This window comes from Prevotella sp. oral taxon 313, from assembly GCF_003043935.1.
Taxonomy (GTDB): domain Bacteria; phylum Bacteroidota; class Bacteroidia; order Bacteroidales; family Bacteroidaceae; genus Prevotella; species Prevotella jejuni.
On the sequence record NZ_PYXE01000001.1, the window covers coordinates 2,554,599 to 2,574,244 of the forward strand.

Annotated in this window: 9 protein-coding genes; 1 reads left to right on the plus strand and 8 read right to left on the minus strand. The window is 42.7% G+C overall.

Features of this window, described 5'->3' with window-relative positions:
• Positions 1 to 110 precede the first annotated feature (110 nt).
• From AXF23_RS09965 to AXF23_RS10000, 8 genes are all read right to left on the minus strand, one after another.
• Complete coding sequence (locus AXF23_RS09965; RefSeq protein WP_107625204.1) at positions 111 to 1,244, minus strand: AAA family ATPase; 1,134 nt, start codon at positions 1,242 to 1,244, stop codon at positions 111 to 113.
• A 369-nt stretch (positions 1,245 to 1,613) separates the two neighbouring features.
• Positions 1,614 to 4,091, minus strand: coding sequence for a TonB-dependent receptor domain-containing protein (locus AXF23_RS09970; RefSeq protein ID WP_107625205.1), 2,478 nt, complete (start codon positions 4,089 to 4,091; stop codon positions 1,614 to 1,616).
• Between the two features lie 1,051 nt (positions 4,092 to 5,142).
• Positions 5,143 to 7,164: a glycoside hydrolase family 97 protein gene (locus tag AXF23_RS09975; RefSeq protein ID WP_107625206.1), complete on the minus strand. Its 2,022-nt coding sequence runs from the start codon at positions 7,162 to 7,164 to the stop codon at positions 5,143 to 5,145.
• A gap of 20 nt (positions 7,165 to 7,184) precedes the next feature.
• Positions 7,185 to 8,417 (minus strand): glycoside hydrolase family 99 protein, encoded by a 1,233-nt coding sequence (locus tag AXF23_RS09980; RefSeq protein ID WP_107625860.1) that lies wholly within the window; start codon positions 8,415 to 8,417, stop codon positions 7,185 to 7,187.
• A gap of 516 nt (positions 8,418 to 8,933) precedes the next feature.
• Positions 8,934 to 10,496, minus strand: a complete 1,563-nt coding sequence (locus AXF23_RS09985) for a RagB/SusD family nutrient uptake outer membrane protein (RefSeq protein WP_107625207.1) — start codon at positions 10,494 to 10,496, stop codon at positions 8,934 to 8,936.
• Positions 10,497 to 10,536: 40 nt separating this feature from the next.
• Positions 10,537 to 13,473 carry a SusC/RagA family TonB-linked outer membrane protein gene (locus tag AXF23_RS09990; RefSeq protein WP_107625208.1) on the minus strand — a complete coding sequence of 979 codons (2,937 nt, stop codon included), beginning with the start codon at positions 13,471 to 13,473 and terminating at the stop codon, positions 10,537 to 10,539.
• 59 nt (positions 13,474 to 13,532) lie between these two features.
• Positions 13,533 to 14,753 (minus strand): hypothetical protein, encoded by a 1,221-nt coding sequence (locus tag AXF23_RS09995; protein WP_107625209.1) that lies wholly within the window; start codon positions 14,751 to 14,753, stop codon positions 13,533 to 13,535.
• Between the two features lie 136 nt (positions 14,754 to 14,889).
• On the minus strand, positions 14,890 to 15,396 hold the full coding sequence (locus AXF23_RS10000) for a DUF5004 domain-containing protein (RefSeq protein ID WP_107625210.1): 507 nt from the start codon (positions 15,394 to 15,396) through the stop codon (positions 14,890 to 14,892).
• Between the two features lie 1,190 nt (positions 15,397 to 16,586).
• Between AXF23_RS10000 and AXF23_RS10005 the strand changes: the two genes are divergently transcribed.
• A complete protein-coding gene (locus tag AXF23_RS10005; RefSeq protein ID WP_107625211.1) occupies positions 16,587 to 19,490 on the plus strand; it encodes a right-handed parallel beta-helix repeat-containing protein in 2,904 nt (967 codons plus the stop codon).
• The last annotated feature ends 156 nt before the right edge of the window (positions 19,491 to 19,646 follow it).

The following is a 19,646-nucleotide window of genomic DNA, read 5'->3' on the forward strand; positions in this document are numbered from 1 at the left end:
AATAAAACCAATTAAAGGCGTCAAGTCAATAGTTTCTTCGTATAAGAAAAGTATGTAATACGATAAAAACTATTGACTTGACGCCTTTTATTTTATGCATTCTCTGATTCTTAAAACATCATTTTCCGTTGAAACCACTTGGCAAAAACAGGGTCAGTAATAGCCAACTCTACCCCATGCTTTTCTATCAAGTCACGCTCAAGGAGTGCTTTCTGCAATCGGTTGATATTCGAGTAACTACCCAACTGATATTTCTCTCGTATCTTTGCAAGTCCAAAGTCTTTCGTAACACCAGAGCATAAGGCACGCAGAAAGTTAAGTTGATACTCCGAGAGGGGTTCAACCATCTGCATAAAGAGTACCTCATTTGTCGCTAAGAGGTCGTCTGTTGCCTGCTTGATATCGCTCTCATCCACTGCCTCTCCTTCTTCCTTCTGTGTATAAACGAGCCAAGATAACTGCTGAACATAGGCTGAATAGTTGTCGGTGAAGCTACATATCTCCTCCGCAAGGGCTGAACTGATAGTCCTCTTACCATCTGCAAAATGACTGACAATATACTCCACCCACTCAGCCGATGGTATCTTGTCGAGTACTATCAAGTCACCAAATTGATAGAAAGGCATACTGCGGTGTAGGAAGATGCTACTCATCAAGTGATGCTTACTACCGAAAAGACAGTAAGATACGTGCTTCTGATGTTGCCATACACTCCTTAATCGTGCCTGTACATGCTTGCTATCGGTCATTTCACCTATCTGTTGGAACTCATCAATACAGACAACAATCTGCTTTCCTTTCTTTATGGCAATTTTTTCAGCCATCTCAAGCACTTCTTCTGGCGTATGTGTCTTCGGAGTTATACCCAAAGAAATAGCAAAATCACTGTTCGGTTCGGGACTAAATGATATCTTTGGCGTAAGTCTATACAAGAACTCCTTTGCCTCCTCGAGCCACATACTCTGCTTTGATGCCGTCTGCTTCAGTATTTCTGATGCCAAACGGTTGTAAAAGTCATATTCGCTCTTACAACCAAAGATGTCTAAATAAATCGTTATAATATCTTCTGACTTCAACTTTTCACACACACGCATCACCAAGGAAGTCTTTCCCAGTCGACGAGGAGACATCAGAATGGTATTGATACCACCTCTGAAATTATTCATCAATCGCTTTGTTTCCACTTCTCTTCCTATGAAGTTATAATCGGAAACAGCTACTCCATAAACAAATTTCTTGCACATAACGATTACAGTTTTAGCTTGTCTTACAACTGCAAATATAGTAATAAAATAGCAATCACACAAGTTTGTGTCACACAAGTTTGTATCACACAAACTTGTGTGACAATTAACACGCTTACAAACAAGCATTTATAAGATACAATGAAAGGGAAAAGCGATATCAAAAACACCTTGATATCGCTTCTTTTTTATGCTCTTTTTACGTAGGATAAACATGTGGGAAAACAACATTCTACGGATGTTTATCCTACAGAAAGACCGCAACTACGAATTCTTTTCATGAACGAAAATAATTATTTTCACGACAAGAAATATTTTTCTTCATGATAAGAAATATTTATTTTCATGAAAATAATTCGTCGATAGGGACTACATACCGTTACCAGTACCCATTCCTATACTGTTCATTTGTTGGTCATTCTTCTTTTCTTGATAGTCATTTGTGATCTTACTCTCATGTGTTTGGAACTGCTTTTTAGTGTTTCCAAAGTTCCAAGTGATGGTTAATGCCACGTGTTGTGCTGGTATCGTGATATTCATGTGGTTCTCGAAATTAGCACCATGGCTGTATTGTTTGATGTGCATCTTTCCTGTCAGCGGTACGAAATACATCAAATTAAGGTTGAGTTTGTCCTTGATGAAACTCTTTGAAAGGGTTGACGTGAACATATTAAAGCCACCGCTATATCCCTGCAATGAACGTTTCTTTGTCAGTCCACCCATAAATATACTCCAATTCAGCTTCCATGGGAAGGTCTGCTGTACGCCCAAGAATGCGCTTGCTTGCCAGCCATGGTTGTATTCGCCCAACTTCTCTGAACGAATATCTCCATAGTCAACTCCTCCATTGAGCATGATACGAGTCTTAGGGGTGACTGCATAGTTCATAAACGTACTGAAGTTGGTCCAACGGCTACGTACGATATTGCCATAAGTTGTGTTCAGCACTGTTCCATTCATAAATGAATACTGCTCAATCTGATTGTTGGCAAAAGCCTCACCGAGTGTCATGTTCATCATAAACTTCGGTGTGAAGTAATTGAATACTAAGCTAACGTTGTGGCTCTTCTCAATCGATAGGTCTGGATTACCGTAACTCAAGACCGTAGGATTAGACCGATCGATATATGGGTTGAGGTAACTAACACCCGGACGACTGATGCGCATGTTATAATTCAAGCCTAAATTAACTCCTCCAGAGATATTATAACTGAGGCTGGCAGAGGGAACAAGACTTCCATAATTCTTCTTAAAGTCAGCACCAGAACCAACAATAAAGTTCACCTTCTCCCACGTATGTTCATAACGCAGACCTGCCTTTGCACCAAACTTACCCATTGTCGCACTGTACTCGGCATACTCTGCTAAGATACTCTGTGTGTTCTTATAGTTCACACTGTTAGCAGCATTATAGACTTCTGTGCCTCCTGTGATGTCATAGAACTTAGAATCAGACGAGTTGCGATGAGAGATAAACTTCAAACCAGTACTCAATGTCTGTCCTTTTCCTAATGGAGTCGTAAAGTCAACCTGCACAGTATGCTCCGTTCCACGTGTCTTTGCTGTTGAATAAAGGTCGGATAAAGGAATCGTCACACCTGCTGGAAGCGCGTCATAAGTGCGTCGGTTATTACTCTCAGCAGGGGAAGTAGTGAAGAGGTAACTCAATGTCAAGCTACTTGTATGTTCCTTATTGAAGAAACGCTGATAGTCAACACTTCCGTTAAACGACGTACTCTTATTCTCCATCGTCATCTGATTGCCATACGTGAAACCACTTCCATAGCTTCCACCAGAGAAGGTTGTCGTAGGGTGTCCATCGTTTTTCATCGTGTGACCAGTCAACCCGAAGGTAGCACCAATATTACTCATAGAGTCGAGTTCATAGCCTAAGCTAACATTACCCATCGTGAAATTAAAATTCGTATTACCCCTCTGCCAATAGTCCATACGTGACCCATCAGATGAAGTACGGCGCATCTCTGTTTCCGTTCCGTCTGCCTTACCCTTTGAAACCATCAGGTTAGCACTGTAAGTGAGCTTTCCTTGCTGTCCACTCAAGAAGGTTGAACCACGATACCCCTTGTTGCTTATGGTGGCAGCAATACTACCGTTGTATCCGTTCAACTTCGTTTTAGCCTTTCCATCAGCATTATTCATGACGATATTCAGCACACCACCGACACCCTCTGCATCATATTTTGCACCAGGGTTTGTGACTACCTCGATTGATTTCACAGCCGAAGCAGGCATCGCCTTGAATATCTGTGAGGGATTGGAAGAGAACATTACGTTAGGTTTTCCGTCCACATAGACCTTGAAGGAACCTTGTCCATTGACGGTGATGTTGTCCTGTCCGTCTACTGTTACCATCGGAACCTTACGCAACATATCAAGTACGGTGTTCGTCTTGACATCATTGTCACTCTGAACATCGTAGGTCATCTTGTCGGTTTCCATCTTTACAAGCGGTTTCTGAGCCACGACTTCAACCCCTTTCAGCTGCTTTGTATCGTCTTGTACGAGGAGGTTTCCGAGGTCGATAATACCTCCTGCTTCCGTGAGTTGTACCCTACGCACAATCTCTTTACGACCCATTGAAGTAAAGGAAACAATATAGCTGCCCTGTCCTGTTACCTTTTGAGAGAACTTTCCGTCCTCTGCCGTCACCGACATAGCCACCGGTGTTTCGCTTTTCTTACCTTTGTAGACTCTGATAGTGGCGTATGGTTCACCCTTATGGGTCAAAGAATCGAGTAATACACCCGATATCGTTGAGGTCTGACCATGTGCGGTAATGGCCATAGTCATCATGCCTAACGTAACAATTAACCTATTAACTTTCATATTATTTATGGTTTTATGACTACAAAGATGGTATGAGTATCAGGTTAGCTTAATCCTTGTAATGAGCAATAACACCAAAGACTTGCCTCTGAAACCATCTTACAAGCTGTGTTTTACACGTCATTTATGTGCGTGATAGGGTGCAAATATAACAATAAGATACTAATATCACAAGTTTTCAAAACAAAAAATAACAATTTTGAATATCATCCTTTCTAATCGTTTGCAGCATCTATAATAAATGTATAGACCATCCGCTCGTTACACATGGGGCATCAACAGACAGACTGAAAAGGGTAGGTGAGAGGGCTTATTGGTAGGATAAGCACTATTGTAAGCCTTGAATGATAAGCGTAATGACGGTAGATGATTATCAAACTGTACAAAAATAAGGTTCTTCCGTTAAATGTGTAGATTGTTAATAGAATGAGATTAATCCACATACATGGTAAGCTTACCTCCAATGAGATTGTTTTATAAGGGGGGGGTAAACTATATGATAAATGTAATTAGGTGTGATGCCTATCTGGCATCTATAACCTGCTTATTCCTTTATTAAATCATGTTTGTAAACTATTTTTGTACATCTCAAACCCAATACATGCTCTTTTGGCTTCTAAAAGACGCCCTTTTGGCTTGCAAAAGATGCCCTTTAAGACCCTTGCTAACGCCCTTTTGAAGCCCAACTAAGCACCTTTTACTTTATACCTGGTAACTAATTGATATCCTGTTGATTGCAAACCTGCTTCATGTGTGTGTTTTTGCCGTTAGTTATAGGTGTTTTCTTTGAAATTATGTAATGATTTTTCAAACCCTTGTCTGCAGATTTTCAAAGTCTTAAAACGAAAAGATTTTCAATGAAAGAGGATGAAAATAGGATAGATAGTTGACTGTCTCAGCTATATTCTTGTTTAATGAGTAACTTTGGCTCTTACGTTAAAGCACTACGAAAAGCGTCCACACATTTAACGGAAGAACCAAAAATAAGATGATTATCAGGTCTCGATAGTTTTATCATCGAGGCTTGATAATCATCTTGGAAAATATTTTCTTATTTCAAACAAACCAACTGGATAGCAAAGCCACCACTCTTAGCCAAGTGCAGGTTAAGTACAGTTTCGCTATTAACCACCTGCTGTTCGATCGTCATAGAGTAAGGATTCTTATCGTATTCAGCATCTGGACCATCCTTATAGATGATAGCCTTGTAGCTTGTACCAGGTGAAAGGAAGTCGAGTTTCAACTTGATATCACGTGCATTCTCGTCACTCATACCTCCAACAAACCAGTTCTCACTATCGCGATCCTTACGTGCAGTAACGATATACTTGCCTATCTCCGCCATTGGAATCACAGTCTTTTGCCAGTTAGAAGGCATCGCCTCGATGAAAGCGAAGGCTGGTTGGTCCTTGTAGTTTTCGATTTCGTCGGCTGCCATCTGCCATGGAGTATAAATAACAACATACTCAGCCAACTGCTTAGCAAGTGTTGTGTGCGGATGCGTATTAGGATAAACCCTACCTTCAAGGTTGAAGATTCCGGGTGTAAAGTCTATCGGTCCAGCTAATTGACGAGTAAAGGGAAGCACACAGAGGTGGTAAGGTGGGTTGCCACCATTGCCATCCCAAGCATTCCATTCTTGCCCTCTTACACCCTCACTGGCGATGAGATTGGGGTAAGTACGCTGTAAACCAGATGGCATAGCAGGCTCATGATTGACAATCATGAGGTGGTGGCGGGCTGCAGCCTCTATCACCTTGCGATAGTGACGCACACCATATTGAGAGTGCTGGTGCTCCTTATCGTCCATTAGATTATTGACATAACCCGTCTTAACAGCCTTGATGCCCATCTTCTCATAGAGAGAGAAGGCTTCTTCTAACTGGTTCTCATAGTTCTTTGCAGCGCCACCTGTCTCGTTGTGAGCGATGAGTGAGACACCCTTTGACAGTGCATACTTCTGCAATCCCTCAAAGTCATAATCAGGATAAGCCTTTGTGAAGTTGAATTTATCACCTTCCTTACCCCAGTCGTTTTCCCATCCATAGTTCCAACCTTCAACTAATACGCCCTTGAAACCATGCTGTGCAGCAAAGTCGATGTAGCGTTTTGTATTCTCGGTTGTGGCACCATGCTTAGGACCTATAGCCCAAGTGGCTGTCTGCATGTGGTAAGACCACCATACACCAACATACTTTCCTGTTGTAATCCATGATGTATCCTTAATCTTACAAGGGTCGTTAAGGTTCAACATGACACGGTTTGTAATCAAACCGCCTACCTTATTCTCCACTGACAACATACGCCAAGGACTGACGAAAGGAGCTTTTGCACGCACCAAGTCGCCATTTGACCATGGTACTAACTCAGCCTTCAATCTTACGCTACCATCTTTTGTCTCTACAGGCTTAACATTCAGCGAAGAATAGTCTGTCAAATTTGCCTCATGAAGCATCATATAAAGGTCTGGCTTCGCCTCGATAGTAACAGGGGTGCATACCTTTCCCTTCTTACTCAAGTGATCCTTTGTCCACAGTCCCTCATAGTAACCAGCATCATAAGGCAATGTCCATGCCTCTGGATCACCCTTAAAGCAGAACTCAGTAGCCTCATCTGTGATGACAAAGTCCTTCAACTGCTTTTGTTCAGGGAATACATAACGGAAGCCCATACCATCATCAAAGACACGGAAGACGATATTCAGCTGTCGCTGCAGCCCTTTCTTCTGTGCCAACTTCATAGTCAACTCGTTATAATGGTTGCGCACATCGACTTCTTCTCCCCATGGTTGGCGCCACGTTTCGTCCTTTGTAGCTCTTACAAAAGCCACAACACGAAAGTCACTATCAAGACTTCCATCTTTCAGTTTCATGCCCAAAGCTGAAGGGAGAAGGATTACCTCCCCACCACGACGCAAAGAATAATAAGGTCGTCCAGCATTATCAACACCCGCAGTCAACGTCAGATTGCCCGAAGGTGAACTTACCGTAGCTTCCTGCTTTGCCATCATTGCCATTGGAAGGAGTGCAAAGCACAGCACTAAAAAGAGATTTTTAAAACGTTCTGTTTTCATTTATTGAGATTTTAATAATATTAATTCTTACCATTGATGCCATCTAACAATGCCTTTGCCTCAGCCGTCTTCAACTGTACAAGGGCGTTATAAGCCTCCTTTACCTTCGCATTATTAGGTTGTGCAACACGTGCTTGATACCAGCGATAGATAAGTTCTAAGTCGGCTTGCTGATAGCTTACGCCAGTGAACTTCTGCAACATAAGGAGGTATTTATACCCATACTCCAATGTTGGTTCGATAGTAGTTCCCTCGCCATAGTCGTTCCATGTGCTTATTTGCAGATACTTCAGACCTGCCTGTCGGGCTGCATCAAGCTGCCTTTGGAACAACGCTCCGTTCTCAGCACTGTATGTCTGATAGCCTGTACCGCCCTCACCTTCTTTGTAATAGTCCCAGAAGCCAGGCATAGCACCGCCTACAAAGCACTTATAATCCTTTGCTATTGCGTAGTTAGGATTAGGATTTACCCACGTATAAACACCTTGTGCATTGTCTGAATAGGTGGCATTATTAACACTTCCCATCTTTCCTTCCAGTACAAGGAACATTGGTTTTGTGGTGAGGATAGAGAAACTACGATACCAGTCTTTTGGCGATTCCATCTGAATAGGACCGAAGTCTAATAACAATGGACGACCCTCAACCTTCAAATAACTATCGTCCTTAAAGAAGTTCTCAGCTAAATAGCGGAGGTCCTGACGTACTGTTCCAACCTTATCCGTCACCCCTTCGAGTGTTCTGTCCTCATAAACGACACTCATCTTGAGCCCTGCACGCTTCAAAGCACGGAAGAGTGCTTCAGTATTCGACTTATGTAAGGCGATTGAATTATCACTATTAATGCCATACCAATCGACCATTACACCGTCTAAGCCGGCATATTTCATCAGTAAACACTGATAATCCAACACAGCCTCATCGCCACTTGCGTAAGGACCCGTCTGTGGATAATAGTGTGAAGCTATCTGTCTTTTGCCGTTAGCATCGGTCTTGTTAGGGTCACAGTTCTTCATCGTCCAGTGGTAACCCCACTTTCCTTCGTTCTTAGGGTTGGATGTGGTGGTTTCAAACCAAGGCATATAATGTGCATACACCTGCATGGTGTTCGACTTCGTAACGGCAACAGGCACAACTTGCGTAGTCTGCTGACTGCCTTCAGGCTTCTTAGGTGCACCCTCATAGCTGTCTGCACAAGACGCAAGAAGTAGTCCTGAGACAGCTGCAAAAGTAAATACTGATTTCAACTTCATCATGTCTTTTATTCTCTTAGCTGGCTTTCTCGTTCTCGAAATAGGTACTGACAGAGTCTTATCTGTCCAATTGATGCTGCCACGCTACGTGCTACCGCTGTGCAAAAGATGCCCTTTCGTAAGTACAAAGATAAACTTTAAATGCCGTAAAAAAGCACTTCGACAGTGTAAAACGTCATCTCGCTTGAATTATTTTCATGAAGAAAAATATTTTTTTTCATGAAAGGAAATATTTTTTTTCACGATGAGAAATATTTTTTTTCACGATGAGAAATATTTTTTTTCATGAAAATAATTCGCGTCAGACAGCTACCCTATAGAGGAAAGTCATGTTATTAATGTGATATTACGTGGGTTGTTCCATCATGGAGGAGGCTGTTCTTGTGTCACTTAGCGGTTTGTTTTAATCCGTCAAAGCCCTACTGATTAAAGCCCTCAATACCCAATGGCAACTGTATGGACCATCAGTCCCTACCGTACCATTGGGCATCTTCATAACACAAAACCCATCAAAGATTAATTCTCATAGCCTGGATTCTGCTTTAAGTTAGGATTTTTACTCAACTCCTCTTGTGGAATTGGATAGATACCCGTGTGCTTGTCGGCAGGATCGGCAGGCTTTTCCCACCACGGTTTGAAGTAAGTTCCGAAGCGGATGTTGGTTGTTCGACGTAGATTCTCAAATACAAACTCATGCTTCCATTCGTTGTCAAGGTCGTCGAGGGTGAGCGTTGTGAGGTCGTCGAGGCCTGCTCGCTTACGAATCTGATTGATATAAGTGAGTGCTGTAGGGGTGTAACCTAAACGGAAGTTACACTCTGCTTGCATCATCAAAATCTCTGCATAGCGCATTAGTACCCAATCGTTGTCGCGCTCCCAAGAGTCATTAGCACTCCATTCATACTTGTTCAGACGTGCACCAGCATTCTTAGCAGCATCGGTAAAGTTGTCTATTTCCTCTGTGTAGTTCAACGGTGAGCCATCATCCATCAGTACTTCAGAACCATCCTTAGCACTGTATTGCTGACCGATGAGCAGACTCTGGCGTCGAACATCCCTTGCGTCGAACGAAGAATAGAGCCCCGGTTGTGCGCAGATACCGTTACCACACCACTGATAAACGCCAGCTGGGTCGAAAGCCAACTTCTGATTATAGTGGTAGGTCATACTTGCAAGGTAGTTACCTACGGTTCCCTGCTTATGATCATACGGTATAGAGAAGATGATTTCAGGCGACTTTTCGTTCTGAATAGCGAAACTTGCCTTATAATTAGGCGTCAGCGAATAGCCTTGAACCTTATTACAAGCATCAAGACAGTCCTGCCAACGAGCCGTACCAGTAAACACCTCGGCATTAAGATAGAGTCGTGCCAAGAGCGTATTGGCTACGTTCTGGGTAAAACGACCGTAGGTAATGCCAGAAGGCAAGAGTGGGATAATCTCCTTGAGTTCCTTCTCAATGAAAGCAAAGACATCCTTACGCGAAGTATTTGTTGGGAGTTCCTTCTGCGTGAAGTCGGTCACAACAGGTACGTTTCCAAAGCAGTCGAGCAGGTTATAATAGTAGTAAGCACGCAAGCCACGCAACTCTGCCTCCACTTTCTGCTTATCCTCTGTGGTCAGTCCACTCTGTTCTACCTGATAGATGATGGCATTCACCTTTGAAACACCAGTGAAGTTATATCGCCAAACAGAGAGGATACCAGAGTTCTTAGCATCCCAGTTGTGGCGTTGGAACTGCTGATAGCGACCACCATCATACCAGTCTGTACCACGGGTTGGGATACATGCCTCATCACTTGAGCACTCCTGTGTGAAGAATACATACTCACAAGTAGGATAACAGATGATACCTGCGCCCTCAGGAGTACCAGAACCATAGCCTCGGAGGGTAGCGTAAGCACCTCCAACGATAGTTGCTACCTCTGAAGAAGTCTTGCCATAGTCATCCTGCGACACCTTATCGTAGAGTTGTTCGTTAAGGTCAGTACAGGAAGCCAACGCCAAGAGCAGTCCTACTCCTAACCAAGCTTTGCGTGTGGGAAGGATGTTTGATATGTTAATATTCAATCGTTTCATAATAATTATGTTCTTATTAATGTTGAAGATTACGGTAAGATTAGAAGCCGATGTTCACACCCAATGAGAAAGTGCGTGGTCGTGGGTAACTGTTGAAGAAGTCAATACCAGGTGAGTTCAGTACGTTGTCTGGTACACTTACTTCTGGATCGATACCCTTATAGCCTGTAATACAGAAGAGGTTTTCGCCTGTCACATAGAAACGTAGACGACTAAGCCCCATCTTCTTCACTGCATTCATCGGAACAGAATAGCCTAAAGTGATAGACTGTAGACGGAAGAAATCACCATTCTCTATGAAGTAATCAGAGAAAGTTGGATTATCTGTAATACCGCTCTTCATGAAGTCGTCGAGGGTATTCTGTGATGGGAAGCGTGTTGGATCATACATCACCATACGGCTAACATTCAGTACCTTCTGTCCGAACATACCGTATGCAGCTATGCTTGCATCAAAGTCATGCCATGTTGCATTGAGTGAAAGACCAAGGTTCCACTTAGGCATTGCGGAGCCTAAATAGCCTTCCTTCACCTTTCCATTCTCGTCTTTTTCAAGCATATACTTGCCGTCGTCTGATATTCCTGTGCAATGAGGACCCCAGAAGGCACCTGCTGGAAAGCCCTCTTTGATGACCTGTGCGTAGGTGTTTGACATACCACGAACACTGTGCAGAGGACCTGCTTGAAGTCCTACTGCCTGATATTGGTCGTTAGAAAGCTTCGTAATCTCCTGATGGTTGTAGGCAAGAGAGAGGTTAGCATCAAGTGTCCAATCCTTCGTACGGACTGCTTTATAACCCAACGTAAGCTCAAATCCCTTGTTTACTAAGTCACCAACATTCGCCAACATCGTACCCACAAGGTATGGAGGTTGTGGCACTGGATAAGTCCAAAGGAGGTCGGAAGTCTTCTTATAGTAAAGTTCTAACGTACCATTCAATCTATTGTATAGAGAGAAATCAACACCAAGGTTCCACTGTGCTGTTGACTCCCATTTGAGGTCAGGGTTAGGGTTTTGAATCTGTGTGTAGGAGTTCTTCCATGTTCCTGTAGTCCCATCGTAGTAGGCAGAACCTGCTGCAGAGAGGATAGAAAGCGACTTATATTCGCCAATACCATTCTGATTACCAGTCACACCGAAGCCTGCACGAAGCTTTAAGTTGTCGAGCCACTCACGTGTTGAAGCCATGAAAGGCTCTTCAGAGATACGCCAAGCCAAAGAAAGAGAAGGGAATACGCCCCACTTATGGTGCTGACCGAAGCGAGAAGAACCATCATTACGCAGCGTAGCAGTAAGCATATAGCGGTCCATCAGGCTGTAGTTCACACGACCAAAGAACGAAATGAGTTTTGATTCACCCTTATAAGAACCCACATCTCCTTGTCTGTGGTCTGTTCCTGCACCTAAGTTGTTATATCCGAAAGCATCAGAATCGAAGCCAGAGCGTGTTGAGCTGAAGCCTTCATAGGTGTTATCGAGGTAAGAATAACCACCCATAAGATTCAAATGGTGGATGTCTGCGAACTTTTTATCGTATGTTAAGTAAAGTTCTAACTGCTTATTTGTATAGTCATCATAGATTCTTTGACCCCATCCATGCTCACTCTGTCCCTCCATTCGAGCGTAAGTAGGCTTGTATAAACCCGACTTAACAGAGTTGAATTCGTATGATGTATTGACCGTAGCAACCAATCCTTCGAGGAGAGAAAGCTCTGCCTTCAAGTAGCCTAAGAAGCGATGACGTTTGCGATCTTCGGTTCTGTTGTTGTTTAACTCAACTGGATTCTCTGTGTTTGTACCATTGAATTGAGCATAGCTGCCGTCTTGATTATAGACAGGGAAGGTTGGTTGAAGGTTAGTCATACGTTCAAAGATACGGTTATCGACTGGATGCCAACTGCCAAAGTTGGTATTGATGCCCTCATCCAAGCGTAAACGACCATTCATTCCAGTCTGATAAGCAGAGAGAGAACCAGCAAGTCGGTTCATAGTATTGTTCTTTATGACTCCTTGATTGTTGTTATAAGTGAAGCTGGCACGGTATCCATGCTTCTTCTTTGACGATGAGAAGTTGATATTATGCCCATGAGAGACAGCCGTACGCATAAGTTCTTTCTGCCAGTCGGTGCTTGCTCCGAAGTCTAAAGCACTCATATTACCTGTAGAACGAACATAACTACGCCACTGATTTGCCGATAGTAAGTCGAGTGTTTTGGCTGCAGAAGCTAAGGCAACATAGCCATTATACTGAATAGTATTCACCTCAGTGTCTGAGCCTTGACGATTGGTAGTAATGATGATAACACCATTTGCACCACGAGAACCATAGATAGCCGCAGCAGAGGCGTCCTTAAGAATATCCATACTGACAATCTCTGAAGGTTGAACAGAGTTGATATCAACACCTGGAATACCATCTACAACAACCAACGGACCATTACTTGCCGACAAAGATGTACCACCACGAAGACGGATAGAAGCACCTGACTCAACAGCTCCAGAGCTTTGTACGATAGAAAGACCAGCCACCTTACCCTGCAACAACTGCTCAGTAGAGGTGATCACACCCTGTTTCATATCCTTAGAATTGACTGAGGCAATGGCACCCGTAAGGTCACTCTTGCGCATCTTACCATATCCGACGCCCACAATAGTCACCTCATCAAGTGTCTTGGCATCCTCTTCCAACACGACTTTTAGGTCTTTTCCTGCTTGCACCTTACGACTTGTATAGCCCACATAAGTAACTTCAAGCATATCACCTGGCCTACACTGGATAGTGAAATTACCATCAATATCAGTGATAGCACCCACCTTACCGCCTACAACACTCACCGAAGCACCAATAAGTGGCTCATGACCGCTATCGGATACCGTACCAGTAGCAGTGAAGTCCTGTGCTGATACCTGACTACAGAACATCATCAACGCAAAGAGGATGAGTCCCGATAGTTTATTTTTTATTGTTAGTTTCATAGATTTTAATGCTTTTATGGATTGAATAAGACGAGGAATCATTCTCTCCTCTTCCGTTATTAATCAGCCACAACGAGCGGTATTGTTGATGTGACAACCGTCTTATCGTGCTGATCCTTTACTGTTACCTTCAGCTCAGAAGCTTCCACACCCTGCAACTCCTTGTTCAAGTCGAGTGTTGCCTCACGCTTATCGCGCACGCCAGGCATAGTACCAGTAATCGTCTTTGTACCTGCCACGATAGTATATTTCAAGTCACCAGCCGTACGCTCATTGTATTCACGCGTCAACGTAAGGATGTCCTTACTGCTTAGACGTGTTGGGAAATAAGAGAAAACAGGGTCTGGATAAGGAGTAGCCGTACCAGCCTTCTGCTTTTGGTCACCACTATTCACGCCCCACTGGTTAGCTCCTGCAGCATCCTTTATGACCTTTATGATAAGATAAGTCATATTTTCAAGCTGAAAAGCTGCCTTTTCATCGGGATCAGCAAGGATGGTTGGCTTGTCTGCCTGCCCTGCATCTTGTGGGTTATAAGCATAGTATTCACTTGGAACACCTACATTCCAAACGTACAAACCATTAGAAAGTTTCTTCAAACCTGTCTTTGCCAACACTGCAGGACGCCATACATCCAAGGTCTGTTGTACGGTCCAATCGTTCAAACCTGAGTGTGCAGCAAACTCTACGAAGTCTGCATCTTTTGCCAATTCTGTCAGTGTCTTCTCACCTAACTTATAGACATCAGGATTGAAAACAACCGTCAACGGCTCGTCTAAGGTGAACTTATCGGTGAAACCCTTATCTTTCTTGCCGCTGAAGAAACGGATTCCATCACCCGATTTCTTAAACTCCTTGAACTCAGAACGGCTGTCAGGAGCTGCAAAAACACCCGACCACATACTACCATCCTTCGTCTTCAGACGCTGCCAAAAGCCTGGCCATGCATCATCTTCAAACTTAGACACATCACTGTTGAAGTATTGTGTTGGTACCATAGTCTTCTTGTAAATGTTATTACCGAGGTATTCCAGCTTCGCAAAGTCAGACGAATTACCACCATGACCAGCGTCTGGTTCAGTCGGTTGCCATGCCCATAGATAGAGGTCAACACCCTCTTGAAATCCTACATCGGTCATATCGTAGTAGAAAGTAACCTCTTCATCAGCCGTGAAGACAGCCGGAACTGTCCAGCACTTTGGTGCCTTCGGTAGTTCTACACCATCAGCAAACAATGCCAAGGGGAACAAGCACATCAATGCAAATAATATTTTCTTCATATTGATTCTGTTATTTTAGGGGAGTTTGGAAGTAATAAAGTAAGATGGTAACTTATAGAAAAGTCCTACAAAAGGAAGACTTTGAAGCTTTGATAAGCCCAAGAGAATAAGTACTGATAACTTCCACACTCCGAAATTACTTAACCGCCTGTGTCAAATTGTAAGTGTAAGAGACAAAAGGCTGCCCATTTGTCTTACGTGTCAAACGGTATTCCAGCGTCTTCGTATTACCCGGTACGGCCGTTACAGTGAGTGCTGTCTCAGCCTTTCCATCGTTGAGAAGGAGTCGACTTGGCGTGTTGTCGCTCTTAGTGAAGTTATAGTCCATCTTCCATGTACCACTTGTTGGCAACAGCATCGGTGCACTTCCTTCCACCGTGAAGGTCGATGGGTTGCCAGCTTCATCTTGGTTTAGATTGATGACAAACGTGTCAAAGTCGAGCAAATCAGTCAATGTCTTTGTGCGAGCATTCGCTTCATCAGTCTGCATAACAGAGTTAACCACCCACTTACCACTAATCTTCTCGCTCAGTGTTATCGGTGTTGTGTAACTTCCGTCATCAACTGTAGAACATCCCGTGAACGCCATTGCCGTAGAAAAGAGTAGTCCAATAGCGAACAAATTACCTGTGATTGTTCTCATAGTGAATCTTGTTTTTAGTTATTGAATAGTTGTTTTATAATTTCATTCTCTATTGGCAAAGTTAGCTATCAAATTCCAATAAGTAAAGAAAACTACCAATTGTATAAACATAAAAGGGTGATGTGAAAATGCAAATGACTGAAAATCAGTTCTTATCTGTTGCCCTTTAATTATAATGATATAACTCTAATATTACAGTTTTCAGCCCTGTTTAGCATGTAATTGAGCCTTTTCAATCAAAATAACAGTCGATTTTACGTCTTTCTGTTGACGTTGATATTCATCCCACAGCGGTCTACTACGGAATTATTTTCATGAAAAAAAATAATTATTTTCATGAAAAAAAATATTTCCACTCGTGAAAAAAAATATTTCTCTTCATGAAAAGAAATCGTTTGTGCACATTTTTGAATAGCTTATCAAGTGTCTATGACTATCGTGTTGAGCAATGAATAAGAATAAAAAGAAGGTCGAATGACGTATCAGATGAGGCTTGTTAGGAGTGAAGAGAAAGCCGAACAGTAGTGGAGAGGATAAAAAATATAGAGCCTATCTCACGACAGACTCCACACTCTTGAATTAACTTATAAAATGAGTTTAATTAATTCTATATTACTTAAATTACCCAAATAACAAATATATATACCAAATATTATAACGAAGTTCACACTCCTAAATAAACTAAACCTAATCCGTATTATTATTATATGAAGCTCTTCATTCCACTGAATAAGAAACCAAACAATCTGTTTCTATAGTCGAAAACGAAGCTGATAGACTTGTTTTCGGTTAGCGAAATTACTAAAAAAAACATGGATGGCAAGTGGTTTAGAGGATTGTCAATGACAAATATAAAGAAAACGAAGGGTAGATAATGTTGCTTACCATTATAAGGTGCTGGTTTACAGAGATGTTTTGAAAAGTGTGTACACCCTATAATATAAGCTTGTTATTTGATGAGAATGAAGGTAAAAACCCTTGTTAAGTGTCTTTCTTACGTAAGATAATCTTTGTATTAAGTTCAATTAATATTCGTTTAATACATTGATTATCAGTAGTATAGCCTCTTCATGATGCGTAAACACTTAGAATTGGCTTTTTTAACTTCATATTATAGTATGAAAACTCTATTTTTGTGATTGTAAAGTCTAACCTTAAGACCTTATTAAACAAGAACTAAATTAAGTGATATGATGAAGAAAAAGTTATTAATCGCACTGACACTTCTATTGTCTTATACAATGGTGTCAAAGGCATCAAAGGCCGACGAGTGGAAGATACCATCGGCTGATGCCAAAGGACGAGTGGGTGCTTTGATGCCTTACACACGTTACGACTCAGAGACTGCAGCACTGGGAGGAGGCGCAACATTGAAGACCTCGCCTACATGGGACCGTAAGAACATTGCTTCGCAGGCTTCCCGTCAGTCGTATGTTGACCTCCCAACGAATGGTGCTTACGCCGAATGGACAATGAGAGGAGACGCTAATGGCGTCACATTACGCTTTACTATGCCTGATTCTCCTGACGGGATGGGACTGAATGGTTCGTTGGATGTCTATGTAAATGATAAGAAGGTGCAGACAGTCAATCTGACGTCTTATTATATGTATCAGTACTTCTCTGGTGGTAATCCAACTGATAAAAGTGACGGTGGAACAGCTTGTTTTGCCTTTGATGAGACCCACTTCCTTCTGAATAAGGCACTCCGAGCAGGCGATAGAATCCGTATTCAGAGTTCTGGGGCTAATGGTTATGACTATGGAGTAGACTTTATTGAGACCGAGGTAGTACCAGATGAGATAGAATGTCCTGCTGGTGCGGTGAACGTAACAGACGCTAAATACCTCAAGTATGTCAAAGGGAATGATTATCTCAAGGCTTTTGAAGAAGCATTGAAAGATGCAGATGCAGGGTCAAAGATACTTTATATCCCTGCAGGAACCTTCGAATTGAGTAGTATCTGGTATATCTTTGCATCCGACGTAACGATTACAGGCGCTGGTATGTGGTACACTAACCTTAAGTTTACGAACCCTAATCCATTCGGAGGAGGTATTTCGGGCGGTAATGGCTCACATGGTAGAGATGGCTATTGTAGTAATGTTGAAATCTGTAACCTATACCTCAACTCTAATCTGAGGAGTCGACACAACCAGCAAGCAGTGTATAAATGCTTCATGGATGTCTTCAAAGACGGTAGTGTTATCCATCATGTATGGGAAGACCACTTTGAGTGTGGCTTCTGGATAGGCGACTATAATGGTGCAATGGATTACAGCAATGGACTGAAGATAGTAGACTGTCGTATCCGTAATAACTTTGCTGACGGAGTGAACTTCTGCCAAGGAACATCTAATGCAACGGTTTATAACTGTAGTGTTCGCAACAATGGCGATGACGGTTTGGCAATGTGGAACGATCATACGATGGGGGCGGTAGACGAAAAGAACAACACCTTCGCTTACAATACCATAGAGCTTATCTGGCGTGCAGGCGGTATTGCCCTCTATGGTGGTGATGGTCATAAAATCTATAACAACTATCTTGCTGACATGTTCATGGCTTCAGGTATTCATCTGAATGATGTATTCTCTGGTCCAAAGTACACGAACACACAGAAGATTAGCTTTGATAACAACATACTCGTGCGTTGTGGTACCAACGATGACAGCTGGCATGAAGACTTAGCTGCCATTGATATCAAAGGTGGTGTACGTAATGTAGTCTTCAACAACACTAAGATCTATGATTCACCTTTTGATGCTATCCGTGTCATGTCAGGCCCATCAGGCATTGAATTTAAGAACACAGAGATTCTTGGTGCATCCCTTGCAGGACAGACAACAAAGTATTCTACATGGGAACACTCTACTGGTGCTATCCGTTTGGACGTCGATGGTGTGAAGTTTAGCAATGGTATTAAGATTGCAAACGTCGGCGAAGACAAGATTAAGAACAACCAGACATGGCCTGTATGGACAGATAATAACAAGGCGCGTGCGGCAGCTATTGGTTATGAATACCTAAGTGACGCTACGTATAAAGTTCCTGATTTCCCAGAGGCAGACACCAGTCAGCAGGGAGGAATCGTCAATCCGTTAGAAGGAATCAAAGGATATGACGTCGATCTACAGGGTTTACGATGGGAGAATACCGATGGTAGTACCTCACTGAAGGAGGGAGATGCTGTTACCTTTAAGTTTGCTCTTACGAACGTAAGTAATGTTGACATTCCTGCAGGGGTCAATCTTGGCGTGAAGGTGACTGTCGATGGACAGGAGAGCTTCGTCACAACAAGTTATAAAAAAGGGTTGAAGGCAAAGCAGACTATTATCCTTACGACACAGACAGCATGGAAGGCAGTAGCCGGTGGACACGTGGTAAAGGCAGAAGCCGACTATCGTAACCGACTGACAGATGAGCTAACAAGAGACAACAACAATTGTGAGAAGAAATTTAATGTAGCTGAGAACGAGGACGATGGCGACTATACTCCTGTCACAGGAGGCTATGACCTCGTTGTAACAAAGGTTGCCTTCGACAAGGAAACCATTAACCTTGGCGATGAAGTACGCTTCACAGCGACGATTGTAAATGCTGGTGACAGAGACGTTCCAGCAGGTACAAAGCTCGGTGTACAGTTCCAGATTGATGGTAACACGAGTGTTATCACATGGAACGATAAGCACTATGGCGGTCTGAAATCACATCAGAAGATAACGCTTTCAGCAACTGGTGGTACGAACGGAAAGAGCACTTGGACAGCTACAAACGGTGTTCATACCCTCACAGCATGGGTAAATGACACGCACGACTATAGAGACGAGGTGAATGGCAGCGATGATGCAAATAAGAAGAGTATTGAGTTGAAGATCCCATTGGGAGCTGTCAGATTCTTCTCAGCAAGTGAGGTCAGTTCGCCAGACGACTTGAATAACCTTAACCAAGCCAATGCTATTGACAGTGTGAAGGGTAGGACAGAGGCGGAAGGTGCCTACTATGACCTCCAAGGAAACAAGGTGGCCACAACAAAAGAGAACCTTAAGCCAGGGCTTTATATCCACAATGGAAAGAAGATCATCGTAAGGTAATAGCAGAACTAATCATGGGAAAGAGTAGGAAACACGCTTTCCTATAAAAGATAAAAGTATCGGCCGTAAGAAAGTTACGGTCGATATTTTTTTGTAGTTATTAATAATTGTTTTATTTTTGCAGGTAGATTAGAAGGAAAGAAACCTTCTGATTGT

Excerpts from the sequence above, each read along its gene's own strand:
- AXF23_RS09965 (WP_107625204.1), bottom strand. The coding sequence starts at position 1,244 with ATGTGCAAGAAATTTGTTTATGGAGTAGCTGTTTCCGATTATAACTTC.
- AXF23_RS09970 (WP_107625205.1), bottom strand. The coding sequence starts at position 4,091 with ATGAAAGTTAATAGGTTAATTGTTACGTTAGGCATGATGACTATGGCC.
- AXF23_RS09975 (WP_107625206.1), bottom strand. The coding sequence starts at position 7,164 with ATGAAAACAGAACGTTTTAAAAATCTCTTTTTAGTGCTGTGCTTTGCA.
- AXF23_RS09980 (WP_107625860.1), bottom strand. The coding sequence starts at position 8,417 with ATGAAGTTGAAATCAGTATTTACTTTTGCAGCTGTCTCAGGACTACTT.
- AXF23_RS09985 (WP_107625207.1), bottom strand. The coding sequence starts at position 10,496 with ATGAAACGATTGAATATTAACATATCAAACATCCTTCCCACACGCAAA.
- AXF23_RS09990 (WP_107625208.1), bottom strand. The coding sequence starts at position 13,473 with ATGAAACTAACAATAAAAAATAAACTATCGGGACTCATCCTCTTTGCG.
- AXF23_RS09995 (WP_107625209.1), bottom strand. The coding sequence starts at position 14,753 with ATGAAGAAAATATTATTTGCATTGATGTGCTTGTTCCCCTTGGCATTG.
- AXF23_RS10000 (WP_107625210.1), bottom strand. The coding sequence starts at position 15,396 with ATGAGAACAATCACAGGTAATTTGTTCGCTATTGGACTACTCTTTTCT.
- AXF23_RS10005 (WP_107625211.1), top strand. The coding sequence starts at position 16,587 with ATGATGAAGAAAAAGTTATTAATCGCACTGACACTTCTATTGTCTTAT.